This window comes from Solibacillus sp. FSL R7-0682, from assembly GCF_038005985.1.
Taxonomy (GTDB): domain Bacteria; phylum Bacillota; class Bacilli; order Bacillales_A; family Planococcaceae; genus Solibacillus.
The window spans coordinates 3324242-3337492 of sequence record NZ_JBBOUI010000001.1 but is presented as its reverse complement, the minus strand read 5'-3'; the positions used below and the strand labels follow the sequence as shown (position 1 = coordinate 3337492).

Annotated in this window: 9 protein-coding genes; 4 read left to right on the top strand and 5 right to left on the bottom strand. The window is 35.4% G+C overall.

Annotated features, from left to right (window positions below; all coding sequences use genetic code 11):
* Positions 1 to 358: 358 nt before the first annotated feature.
* Positions 359 to 2365, bottom strand: a complete 2007-nt coding sequence (locus MKZ17_RS16860) for an S-layer homology domain-containing protein (RefSeq protein ID WP_340724893.1) — start codon at positions 2363 to 2365, stop codon at positions 359 to 361.
* Positions 2366 to 2665: 300 nt separating this feature from the next.
* Between MKZ17_RS16860 and MKZ17_RS16855 the strand changes: the two genes are divergently transcribed.
* Complete coding sequence (locus tag MKZ17_RS16855; RefSeq protein ID WP_340724892.1) at positions 2666 to 3259, top strand: TetR/AcrR family transcriptional regulator; 594 nt, start codon at positions 2666 to 2668, stop codon at positions 3257 to 3259.
* Between the two features lie 100 nt (positions 3260 to 3359).
* On the opposite strand, the gene MKZ17_RS16850 is transcribed toward MKZ17_RS16855, so the two are convergent.
* Both MKZ17_RS16850 and brnQ read right to left on the bottom strand, forming a co-directional pair.
* The gene (locus MKZ17_RS16850; RefSeq protein ID WP_340724891.1) at positions 3360 to 4733 is read right to left on the bottom strand and encodes a S41 family peptidase; all 1374 of its coding nucleotides are present in this window, start codon (positions 4731 to 4733) and stop codon (positions 3360 to 3362) included.
* A gap of 186 nt (positions 4734 to 4919) precedes the next feature.
* Complete coding sequence (brnQ, locus tag MKZ17_RS16845) at positions 4920 to 6239, bottom strand: branched-chain amino acid transport system II carrier protein (RefSeq protein WP_340724890.1); 1320 nt, start codon at positions 6237 to 6239, stop codon at positions 4920 to 4922.
* Positions 6240 to 6539: 300 nt separating this feature from the next.
* Here brnQ and MKZ17_RS16840 point away from each other — a divergent pair, with 300 nt between their 5' ends.
* Entirely contained in the window at positions 6540 to 7526 is a 987-nt protein-coding gene (locus MKZ17_RS16840; protein WP_340724889.1) for a C40 family peptidase, read from the top strand.
* A 305-nt stretch (positions 7527 to 7831) separates the two neighbouring features.
* Positions 7832 to 8377, top strand: coding sequence for a C40 family peptidase (locus tag MKZ17_RS16835; RefSeq protein ID WP_340724888.1), 546 nt, complete (start codon positions 7832 to 7834; stop codon positions 8375 to 8377).
* Positions 8378 to 8497: 120 nt separating this feature from the next.
* On the opposite strand, the gene MKZ17_RS16830 is transcribed toward MKZ17_RS16835, so the two are convergent.
* Positions 8498 to 9397 carry an accessory Sec system S-layer assembly protein gene (locus MKZ17_RS16830; protein WP_340724887.1) on the bottom strand — a complete coding sequence of 300 codons (900 nt, stop codon included), beginning with the start codon at positions 9395 to 9397 and terminating at the stop codon, positions 8498 to 8500.
* 3 nt (positions 9398 to 9400) lie between these two features.
* Positions 9401 to 11761 (bottom strand): accessory Sec system translocase SecA2, encoded by a 2361-nt coding sequence (gene secA2 / locus MKZ17_RS16825; RefSeq protein WP_340724886.1) that lies wholly within the window; start codon positions 11759 to 11761, stop codon positions 9401 to 9403.
* Positions 11762 to 12119: 358 nt separating this feature from the next.
* Here secA2 and MKZ17_RS16820 point away from each other — a divergent pair, with 358 nt between their 5' ends.
* On the top strand, positions 12120 to 13178 hold the full coding sequence (locus tag MKZ17_RS16820; protein ID WP_340724885.1) for a glycosyltransferase family 4 protein: 1059 nt from the start codon (positions 12120 to 12122) through the stop codon (positions 13176 to 13178).
* The last annotated feature ends 73 nt before the right edge of the window (positions 13179 to 13251 follow it).

Genomic DNA, 13251 nt, shown 5'->3' with positions numbered 1-13251 from the left:
TCAGGCCGTGCCCGCGGAAAGCGTCCGCCCGTAATGGAAATCAACGGACTATATTAGAAACAACAAAAAGAGGCAGTGCCAATTGAAGAATCAATATGACACTACCCCAACATTTGACTTAGAACCTTTTTTATTGGGTGTTAATATCCGTTGATTTCTCTATTATGGGGGACCCGTTTCCCGCAGAAGTTGCCCCTATATTCCAATTAAACCTCTGTTAGCAAAGAAATGGAATTAAGTATTATTTAATAGAAGTATTTTTAAAAAGGCGATAGTTCAATGTGGTTCTTTAGAAACTAAAAGCCACTAGCATAGTACCTAAAGGAACTGTTTGCTAGTGGCTATTTTAGTTATTGAATTAGTTAGCTGTAAAAGGTTTTACTAGGTCTGAGCGTACCCATACGTATTTACTTGGTGGGTTGGCATCAGATAATAGCTTGTACCAAACGTAGCCGTCTGAGCCAGTTGTTTCTTCAACGATCACAACAGGATAGCCGAATGTTTTTGTTTCCCCAACATTTTTTGCCTTGTACGTATATACTTTTTCAGAGCTCGTTGTCGCGTCAGCACGTGTGTTAACTAAGTCTCCGTTGTTAATAACAAATGCTAATTTGGCTTGCTTGTAATCTTTGTTGCCGAATCGATTATTTATACGGAACATATGTCCAGCAATTTTACTGCCCCAGAATGGATCTGATGCATAGTGAACATTCATACCAGACGTTTTATTACCTGGCGCTGCACCTTTAGCGAAACCGCCAGATTGTGGAACATAGTTTAAGTTTACATAGTGATTTAAGAAGGCCATGACGCTGTCGTCACGTGATGCATAAGTTGTACCTAATGTTGTATCAGAATCGAATACTTTAATACCGAAAATGTTGTTTTTTTGCAAAGAGTTTGTACTAATTCCATAGTCACCCTCATGCATTGATGCTGCTAAAATGAAAAGCGCGTTAACGTTATGAGATGCCTCAACCTGCTTTAATAAAGCACCCATCCCGATTAGACGAGATTCCGTAGTTGCATTTGCATAGCGTGCTAAACCAGTTGCTTGACGCTCTTGTAATAATGTCATAATGATCGTATCCAATTCTTCTGCTGAATAGTTCGATGGCTGACGAACCGAAGCAAATTGGAAGTATGGATAATACGTACCGACTTGTGAAGTTAATAAAAAATCGCTATAAAAGTTCACACCATCTTGGCTGTAATAATTGACACCAGATTTCATAAACGATGGTGCAGGGCCAATTACATATTCTCCAACATACGCTTGCGTAATATGGTTATAAATTTTATGCGTTAAAAAGCCGCCAGCAATATAATAGTAGTTTTGCCCTTTTAATAAGCTAGAAGGGGTAAGTGTTACTTCATCTATTTTCGCGTAACCCTTTGTGTCTGCTAGTCGGACGATTGCATACTTATCATTACTTGAGTAATACTTAAATTCGCTACCTTCTACAGCATAGGTTAAAGCTGTTTTAAAGTTAGAATCAGCATAAATTGATACGGTATTGGCAGTAGTATCAGCGGCAGACACCATCCCACTTGGCATTTTAATAATCTTATCCCCTTTATAAATAAGATTTCCCTTTGAAGCATTTAGAGCTGCCTCTGCCTGCTCATACGTAAAGTAGATTGTAGGATTTTTTGTTACTTTTCCATTAGATATATTGCCAATATAATAATTCGATGGGTTAGCAACTGGTGGTGTTTCAGGAGTTTCCACTGAGTTGTCCGTGCTATATTGGTCGATTGTTGTATTCATACGGTATAAAAACGCTGCCGCATGGGCAATTGTAGCAGATCCTTTAGGCTCAAAGTAGATTCCCTTAGCTGTTTGAGATCCGCGAATAATATTGTAATAAACATTTGCAGCAACAGCAGGCTTAAATTCATTTCGGATTTTCTCGTTATCCTTGAAAGTAAGTGGAGCACCGTTTAATGGTACATTTTTATAAGTTAACGCTCGCAGTAATAAAGCTGACATTTGCTCACGCGTTATTTTTTCGTTGGGACGGAATGTTCCATCAGGATATCCACTTAAAATATTTGCACCAGCAGCAGCTTGAATTTCATTTGTAAGCTCCACTCCTGGTTTTAAGTCTTTAAATGTATGCGTGTCAGAAACAGGCAAATTAAGTATTCGTGCAATATAAGAAGCAAATTCTCCACGAGTTACTGCACGGTTCGGATTGTAATTTCCTTTTGCATCTGGACGAATTACATTTAAGCTGGACCAATAGGTAAGTTCATGGACCATTGGGTGATTTTTAATATCATTGGCATACGATGTAGATGGTATTGTCATGGACATCATTAAAAGGCAAATGACTGCTAAACTAATAATTTTTTTTGTCACAAATTAACACTCCCTTCATTCATTCCCTATTATTTTAACAATATTTTGTAATAAATAATAGATTGAATGTTCATACAAAATAATAAAAAAATACTTTTTTTCATTTTTTTATTAGTTCTTTTATACTATAAAATATCCATAATACTTTTAATTATTATATTTGAACTACTAAATATAAGGTAAAATGTTATTTTTATGACAGAAAACTTTATTTCGAAAAAAATTTAATATATAATAAATGTTAAATATTTGGTAATTACTGAGTACCAAACATCTAAAATAGAGATAGGGTGGAGAGGTATGGCAAGAGGACGTCGAGTTAATTCTAGTGGAGAGAAAAGTAAGAAATTATTATTAGAGAAAGCAATTGAGTTATTTTCTACATATGGCTATCATCAAACAAAAATTAGTGATATTGTGAAAGCTGCAAATTTAACACAGCCAACATTTTATTTATACTTTCATAGTAAAGAAACACTATTTAATGATTTAAATGAAAAGTTTCAAAATGATTTAATTGAGATTATGAATTGTAAGGGTAATTCAACAAATGGAAGTAAAGCAAGTGAAGTCATTCAAGGGCAATTAGAGCAAATTTTAGATTACTTTGTAGAGAATCCAAATTTAACGAAGATTGGGTTTTATGAAGCGGAGCAATCAGTTGTTGTAAAGCAAATGCTTGTGTCCAAATTAGAAGATATGGTTAAGACTGATCTACAAAATTCTGCTGTAGGAAAGCATGTTGATACAAATGTGCTTGCAGAAAGCTTGGTTGGATCAATTGAACGGTTAACTTTAACGAATTTATTATCGGAAAAATCAAGTGCGCATAAACTAGCAGAAGAGATTTGTAACATTTATTTTTCTGAAGAGCGAATGCTTGTACTTCAATAATTAGTAGATAAAAAAGAGACTCGGAATTTGCCACAACGGCTTTCCTAGTCTCTTTTTTTGAACTGGAATTATACAAATAGAAACTGTCATACAAACATTTTTATTTTGTAGCTGTCGTAATGTGCAAATATGCACCTTGCTTTAAAGTTTTTCCACTACTGTTCTTTACGTTTGGTTGAACAATTAGCATATATTCTTTTCCTGCAATTAATGAACTGTTCGGTGTAACCGATAGTTTTTGACCAGTCTGTTTTATTGTTGCTGCAACAGTATGACCACCTAATTCTACTAATTGAACAGAACTAGGATCAATTGACGAAGCAAGTTGTTTGGAGAAGTTAATTGTAAATGTTTTATTTAATGCCACATTTTTTAAGCTCGTAAGTTCTTTATATTTCGTTAAATTTGATGCAATCGCATCATAATGGGCCTTAAATAAAGGGTTGGTTACTGTCGGAATATTTGGCTTCACACCAATTTCATTAATTTGAGTATTGTTTGGGCCATAAAAATGACCAACTGTTAATTTTAAAAAGCTTCCATCCTCAAGCTCGAAAAATGCTTGCATAGAGCCTTTTCCATAAGTCGTTTGTCCGTATAACTTCGCTGCATTTTGATCAAGTAATGCAGCAGCTGTCATTTCAGAAGAGCTTGCACTGGATTTATTAATAAGAACTTTCGTATTAGTAGGGAAGGTTGTAGCTTGTTTTAATGAACGAATCGTTGAAATGCCGGCATTTTCTTTTAATTTATAAGCGTTTACCGCATTTGGAAACATCCCGATTAATTGCTCTGCAGCTGTCACATAGCCACCACCATTATTTTGTAAATCTAATATATAGGATGTGGCCCCTTGTTTTTTCAATTGTTGAATCGCTTTTGACATTAAGCTAGCTGTATCATTTGAAAATGAGGCTAATGAAATATAACCTACATTTCCATAAAGTAATTGCGTTGTACTGTTCGGTAGTGAAAATGCTTTACGCGTTAAGGATTTTGTCAAAATAGAGCCATCTTCGCGTAAAATTGTCACCGTAACAGCCGTATTTTCCTTCCCTTTAATGCGAGAAGAAGCTTGGTCGATTGTCAATGCTGCTATGGAAGTTCCGTCCACCGCAGTAATTATATCGCCAACCTTTAACCCAGCACTTTTTGCACTACCACCATCAATTAGCTCAGAAATTTTAACACCTTGATCGATTTTTTCGATCACAATTCCGATACCAACGGAAGTTAATTCAACGGAGTTAATAAAAGCTTCAAATTCTTCTTCTGTAAAGTACGTTGAATAAGGATCTAACATATCCATTAATGCTTGAACACTAGTTGCATGATCTAAATTGCCATTTACTTTTCCAACATAATGTTCCTTCACAATTTGCTTTGCTTCATCTAGTGGCGCTGCAAGTATTGTGAAAGGAGCCGTTAAACATAAAACAAAAAAGAGCAATATAGACAGTTGTTTCTTTAGCATGAGCTCACCTCATATTTTATTTGCTTACTATTATAATAGTTTATCACTTTAGTCTATAAAAACTATTCATAATTGTACATTTATGGGTAAAATTTAAAATTTTTTTGTGAATAAATAAATTAATAAAAAGGTTGTTAATTTAACCGAAGTGAAATTAACAACCCAAAAAGTAACCTATTCTAAATGCTATTTACGTTTTGCTAAATAGATGATATAGCCGATAACACCGCCTACTAAAGCAGGGACAACCCAGGCAATTCCTTGTTCATAGAACGGGAAAATAGAAAGGAATTTGTCATAGGCTTCAATTTTGAAGCCAGCTTGCTTAATTCCATCATATAAAGCAACAACACCTGTAAAAATTAATGCAACACCGTACACGCTAGGTGCATGGTTAAATAAGTTACCGAATAATGCAAAGACCATTAGTACGATCGCAATTGGATAAATTGCTACAAGTACTGGTAATGAAATATTAATTAAATCTGCTAAACCGAAGTTAGAAACCGCAAAACTAAATACCGCGAAAACAACTAAGTACACTTGGTACGAAATTTTCGGGAAAATTTTGTGGAAGAATGTCGCGTTTGCAGATAATAAACCAACCGAAGTTGTTAAACAAGCTAAAATGATTGTAGCCGATAAAATAATGTTACCAGCCTGTCCGTAAAGTTGCTGAGCGGCTAATGAAATAATTGTACCGCCGTCTTCATGGAAGCCGATTGCTGTTGTACTTGTTACACCAATATATCCTAGTGAAACATAAACGAACGCTAAACCTAAAGCTGCTACAATACCTGCGAAAATTGTAATTTTAATTTGTTTTGCTTTATCTGTAACCCCACGTGCTATTAAGGATTGAACGATTACTATTCCGAATACTAATGATGCAAGTACGTCCATTGTTAAGTAGCCTTGGATGAATGACTCACCAAATGCGTTATTAATATATGTTCCTTGTGCTTGACCAATTTCGCCCATTGGTGTAATAACCGCTTTAATTGTTAATAAGCAAATAACGATTAATAAAGCAGGTGTTAAAATTTTGCCAACACGGTCAACAATTTTCGTTGGATTATACGCCAAATAGAATGTAAGACCAAAGAAAATGAGTGTTGTAAAGAATAATGGAATCCAGCTTTCCTGCATTGCCTCAGATAAGAAGGGAGCTACACCGATTGAATAAGATACGGCACCTGTACGAGGAATTGCAAAGAAAGGACCAATCGATAAGTATACAATTGACGTAAAAATAATGCCGAAGTATGGATTAATACGTCCAGCTAGAACTTCTAAATCCCCGCCATTTTTTGCTACGGCGATTATACCTAAAAGAGGTAAGCCTACCCCTGTAATTAAAAATCCTATCATTGAGACTAAAATATTTTCCCCTGCTAATTGACCTAGCTGTGGTGGAAAAATGATATTACCTGCCCCTAAAAATAACGCAAATAACATAAAACCTATTGCGATATTCTCACGGATAAAAATTGTATTGCTCTTCATTTTTATTGTACTCCTTTAAATTTTAAAAATACTAAAATTTCTAAAAATTTTAACCATCACACAAGAACTCATTTTATCATAAAAATATTAAACATCAACCAGTAATTTTAAAAAAATTAGTTATTAATAGGAATGATGTGTTTTCGAGAAGAAATAAAAAAAATCGATTAGAATCATGTTATGAGACAAAATGTAAATATTTATACAAGAATCCACCTATTAGCATGTTGTTAAATTAATAGGTTATTAAGTAAAATAGAAGGGAGTATAAGTTTCACAGATAAGGAAGGAGTTTTCAAAATGAAGAATGGATGGAAAGTAATGCTTGCAGGAGTAGCTGTTTCTTCTATCGTATTTGTAGCGTCTACTGTAGAAGCAGCGTCGTATACAGTAGAAAAGGGAGACACTTTGACTAAAATTGCGAAAGCTCACAACACGACAATTCAACAGTTGAAACAATGGAATAACTTATCAAATGATCAAATCTACATTCAACAAAAATTAATCATTGCTTCTATTAATAAAGTAACTCCAACTAATAAAACAACAACAACGAAGGATAACGTTAAAGAGAATATTAATGTCGAAAAAAAAACTGTTATATATGTCGTGGCAAAGGGAGATAATTTAACGAAAATCGCAAAGCAATATAATACGTCCGTCAACGAATTGAAACAATGGAATGGCTTAAAATCAGATGCGATTAGTGTAGGGCAACAGCTTATGATTGAACAAAATGCAAAGTTAGTATCTCAGACGAATAAACCTAGTAATATTGGAAATGTAGATGGAACAAAGGCTGTTGAAAATGTTGAACCGATAATTCAATTTAAAGAAACAGCAGATGAAGCAATTGCGCGAAAATTAGCAAGTGAAAAAGAAATTACATCGAGTATTAGTGCAGCAACTGCAAGCAAATATGAGCAGCTTCTTTTAGTTGCCGAGCAAGCTTTAGGCATTCCATATAAATATAGTGGATCGACAATTGAAGGTTTTGATTGCAGTGGTTTTGTAAGCTATGTTTATAATTCAGTTGGCGTCAATTTACCAAGAAAGAGTAGTTTAATGTATTTTGAGGAAGATACGATAAAAGTAAAAAATCCTTTACCTGGGGATGTAGTGTTCTTTAAAAATACAATCATTCCAACGATTTCTCATATGGGAATTTATATAGGGAATGACGAATTTATTCATGCAGGAACAAATGGAATTGCGATCGCCAACTTAAATACCAAATATTGGTCAGAGCGTTTTGTCGCATTTAAGCGATTGAATGCATTGCAGTAAGAATTATTATTATGAAAATAGCATGCCTTCGGAATACATTGAGGGTATGCTTTTTCAATTGATTATTACAATTGTTACAAAAAATGTATTATATAACATTAATGTTACATTCAATTTCGGTTAAGCGTTAACAAAAGTAGGGAATTACCGTTATTTTACAAGGTATTTAGTAATATGTATATTAATTACATGATAGTATTTATGTAACTCTTTTGTTACATAACTGTAATGTTATAAAGTGGAATATCGTGTTAACCTTAAAACAATCAAGTTTTCAGAAAATTACCGAACGTTGGAGGAACACGATGAACTATTTTAAATTTATACGCAATACGTTATTAACTATTGCAGCAGCATTCGTCATATTCTTCGCTCCAGGAAATGAAAACGACGCTTCTGCAGCAACTGCATACTCAGTTGACGAATTAAAAACAATTTCTTCTAAATATATAGGTGTACGTTACGCGTATGGCGGAACTTCTTCTAAAGGATTTGACTGCTCAGGTTATGTTCGACATGTATTTAAGGAATTAGGCATTACATCATTAGATCGTACATCTTCAGGCATGTATCAACAAGGTACAGCAATTAAGAAAGCGGACTTACAGCCAGGCGATTTAGTATTCTTTAATACAGCTGGTAATCGTGTATCTCATGTAGGTATTTACATTGGTTCAGGAAAGTTCATTCACGCTTCTACAAGTAAAGGTGTAATTAAAACAGACATTAACGATAAATACTACTGGGGAAATAAGTACGTTGGTGCTAAACGAATCGCAAGCTTCTCAGCTTCAACTGTAGCTGCAGTAGAAGACCATAGCGATGTAGATAATACTCCAGAAGCAGAATAATACATAGCTTAGACACACTACAATTTAATCTTGCAGCCTAATTAATAGGTTGCGAGATTTTTATTTTGTTCAAAAAAGGGCTCATCTTGAGATAAAAATCAAGATGAGCCTTTTAGAATGTTATTGAGGTACGCGTGCAGTCCAGCGTGATAAGTCGATTCCTTCAGGAGTTACAAGCTGCTCTGGGAAGATGAATGTCCAAGGTTTCGTTGTATTTGGCTGTACAGTTAATACAGGGTTTAATTTAAATGACCCCTTTGCTACAACTACACCGCGAGCGTCCATAATTTCTAAAGGTAATTGCTCTAAGTTAATTGCCTTGTCATGACCATTACGGATGAAGATGGAAGCGTGTAAGCTGTTATCTTCATTTAACTTAGCTTGTAAGCCCGTAAAGTTTACTTCTGTTTTACCTAGCTTTGGTAATGTTTTTACGATTTCCGCTAATTTTTCCTGTTCTGTTTCAGGTAATTGCTTTTTCCATGTATCATCAAGATCTAATTGGTGCCCACGTAATGACAGTAGGTTGAATGAAATTTTCCAACCTTCTGCTGGTACTTCATCTGCAGTAATAGACGATTTAGGGAAAGTGAAAATCCAAGGACGTGCACTTTCTGCTGGAATGACACCAAGCTCTTTAAAATCAAAGTAATGTGAGGCTAAGCGATTATCATCTTTATCTAAAATTAAAAGCTCAATTTCACCAAGCTCAATTGCTTCTGCTAATGAAGAACGGAAAAAAGCTTTTACATTCCAAGAACCATTTGCTGGCTCAATATTGATAGCAGATAACGACAATTGATTTGGTTTTAATGGTGCTAGATCATTTGCTAAGAAATTAAACACATACTTTTGTTCTTGCGGTACATTCCAATCTGGATGGAATGAAAGCTTTGTTACGACATCACGATTTGCATCTTTGTTAGACGTTTTCGCTGATGATTTTACAACCGATGTTGAATCAACGGCACTATCTTTTCCGACCTTATCGCCCTTTTTAAATAAATCGAATAAACCCATGTTTTATTCCTCCACGTTTAACGTAATATTTTTCATAAATGTAACAAGCTCTTCTACAATTTGACGGCGAAGCTCTTGATAGTTTTTCCCGAATAGCTCTAAGCCCTCACGTTGATAAATTCGCATTGGATCCTCTTGTTGGTAATGACGAAGGCCGATTCCTTCTTTTAAGTGAGCCATTTGCTCTAAATGTCTTACCCACATGCGATCAATGAAGCTTAGCATTACTTTAGGGATGATCGCCATAATTTGTTCGTTCTGTTCGAATCCTTCAATAACTTCAGTTAGCTCTTTAATAGATGGATTCATAGATTCTAATAGCTTTTTCACTTTCGTTTCATCGCGATTTACTGTTACCGGTGTTAGGAATAATGAGTTAACTGTACGCTCCATTTTATCAAAATCCCACTCTAGAATATCTTTATCTTCCGGAGCATTTTCTCGTACAGCGAAATCAACTGTTTCTGTCATCATTTTCACTAATTGCTGAAGTAATTCTTCGTTTTTAAGAACTCTATCTCGCAAATCGTAGATAACGCGACGTTGATCATTAATAACATCATCTAATTTTAAGTTATACTCACGCATCGAGAAGTGCGCACCTTCAACAATACGCTGTGTACGATCAATTAATTCGATGACATCTTTATTTTCAATACGACCGATTTCGTTTGCCGTCATTTTCTTACGGAATTTTTCTACATCATCTTTGGCAAAGCGCTTAAACATATCATCTTCAATCGATAAAATGAATTGGCTTTCACCAGGGTCACCTTGACGTCCAGAACGACCTCGTAATTGATTGTCAACACGACGACTTTCGTGCTTCTCAGTACCGATGACATAAAGGCCACCTAATGCTTCTACGCCTTCTCCTAGTACAATATCCGTACCACGGCCGGCCATGTTTGTCGCTACTGTAATCCGATTTTTTTGCCCTGCTTCAGAGATTAATTCAACCTCTTGTTCTACGGTTTTAGCATTTAATAGTTGGAATTGAAGTCCATATTTTTTTAAATAGCTTGCTACTTTTTCAGATTGTAAAATAGAAGTTGTCCCAATAAGAACGGGTTGCCCTTTTTCGTGTCGGCGCAATGCTTCTTGCGCAACAAATTCGTATTTTTGTTCAATCTTTTCAAATACAATATCCGTTTGGTCCATACGTCGACGCGGACGATTCGTTGGAATTTGGATTACGCGCATGCCGTATACTTCTAAAATTTCTTTTTCTTGTGTTTTCGCAGTACCAGTCATCCCTGATAATTTCGGGTACATGCGGAAGTAGTTTTGGATCGTTACTTGTGCTTGTGCTTTATTTTCTTCAGTAATCGTTACGCCTTCTTTAGCTTCAATAGCTTGGTGTAGACCATCTGAAAGGGAACGTCCTTCCATAATACGGCCCGTAAACATATCGACTAATTCAATTTTATCTTCGCGCACAATATAATCGACGTCGCGCTCGAACATTACATGGGCACGAACAGCCTGAATTACGTAATGATAAAGAGTTTGGTGCTCTAAATCATATAAATTATCGATTCCAAATGCTGCTTCAACCTTTTCGATACCTTGATCGGTTAAAGAAGTTGCTTTCGTTTCATCGTCAAAATCGTAGTCTTCATCAATTTTGAAGCGTTTTGCTAGTGTAGAAGCGATATGGTGCAACTCTTCATTTGCGCCCATTTTACCTGCGATAATTAACGGTGTTTTTGCTTCGTCAATTAATACTGAGTCAACTTCATCAATAATGGCAAAGTGATATGGACGTTGAACTTTATCGCCAATTGTATGTGCCATATTATCACGTAAGTAGTCGAAGCCAAACTCTGTTCCAACACCATATGTAATATCTGCATTGTATGCTTCTTTTTTTGCATCAGGCTCCATCATTGGTACATTTAATCCAACTGTTAAGCCGAGGAAACGGTGAATTTGTCCGATTAATTCAAAGTCACGCTTTGCTAAGTAATCGTTCACTGTGATGACATGAACTCCTTTGCCTTCTAATGCACGTACATAGGAAGGTAGGGAAGCAACTAATGTTTTCCCTTCACCTGTTGGCATTTCAGCAATGTTTCCTTCTGTAAGTACAAGACCACCGATTAACTGTACATCAAAGTGGCGCATGTTTAATACACGTTTAGAAGCTTCACGAACGACTGCAAACGCATCAGGGATAATTGCTATTAGCTCTTCGCCATTTTCTAAACGTTCCTTAAATTTAAATGTCATATTTTGAAGTTCTTCATCAGACATAGGGCTATAAGTTGCTTCAAGCTTATTAATTTGTTCTACGGTTTTGTAGTACTTCTTTAACTCTTTAGCACTTGTCTGTTCTGTGTTACGTTTAAATATTGAGAACATGCTTTTACTCTCCTTTAAATTGGGCTACTTTCATATAGTAGACACACAATTATTTTATCAAATTTTCCTGGGTATGACTACTAGACAATAGGGAAATCATAGGAATTAAAGAAATAATATGGATTTATTAGTAACAAAAAGGTGATGTTTTTTTGATGTTAGTCGGAAAATTAAAAAAATCCTATTATTAAGATGAGTTGAAAAATGTGTGGAAAGTATTTGCAACCTTTTTGGAATGATTTATGTCTATATTTTATGAAGTGTACGTGCTATACTTATTTTGAATAAAAATGTAGACTTATTTGCACGAGAAGTAGTGAAATAAGGAATGGATACTACTATATTAAGGAGGAGAGACATGATTTACGTGTCTTTAATCGTGGCATTTGTTGCTGCCATTTTACTTACTCCGCTTGTGAAACGATTAGCGTTTCGTATTGGCGCTGTAGATGCCCCAAACTATCGAAAGGTTCATGCGCGCATAATGCCACGACTAGGTGGTTTAGCTATTTATGGTGCGTTCATGATTGGCATTATTTTATTAAAGGTTGTAACAAACTTCGAAAGAGATTATTTATATGCGATCTTACTCGCTGCTTCCATTATTGTATTTACTGGTATTATTGATGATATGCGCGAAATATCAGCTAAGGCAAAGCTACTAGGGCAAATTATTGCAGCCTGCATCGTAGTATTTGTTGGAGGCATTCAAATTGATATGATTAACCTACCATTCGGTGCAGGGGAGCTTGTATTCGGTTGGTTAGGAATTCCATTAACAATTATTTGGATTGTAGGAATTACAAATGCCATTAATTTAATTGATGGTTTAGATGGTCTTGCTGCAGGTGTTTCAACGATTGCGTTAATTACGTTAGCAGCGATGGCGATGATTATGGGGAACGGGATTGTCATTGCGATGGCAGCTATTTTAGCTGCTGCGACAATCGGCTTCTTATTCTTTAACTTCCATCCAGCGAAAATTTTCATGGGTGATACAGGTGCATTATTTTTAGGATTTATGATTGCAGTACTTGCATTATTAGGGTTTAAAAATGTCGCAATTATATCGTTCGTAATTCCTGTTATTATGCTAGGTGTACCAATATCTGATACATTCTTTGCAATTGTACGACGTTTACGTATGAAGAAAAAATGGTCAGATCCGGACAAGTCACATTTACACCACCGTTTATTAGATTTAGGATTCTCACATCGTCAAACGGTGCTAATTATTTATGCGATGGCGTCAGTGTTTGGGGTAGTTTCGATTTTATTCTCAATGTCAACAGTTTGGGGAGCAATTTTAATTGTTGCGGTATTACTAGTGGCAATTGAGTTGCTTGTAGAAATTATAGGTTTAGCAGGTAAAAACTATAGACCGCTGCTCAATTTAGTGAAAAATAATAATAAATAATCAAAAAACCGTTCACTAATTAGTGTGAGCGGTTTTTTTCTTGGTTCTATAATATTTGTTGGGGTATCTATTC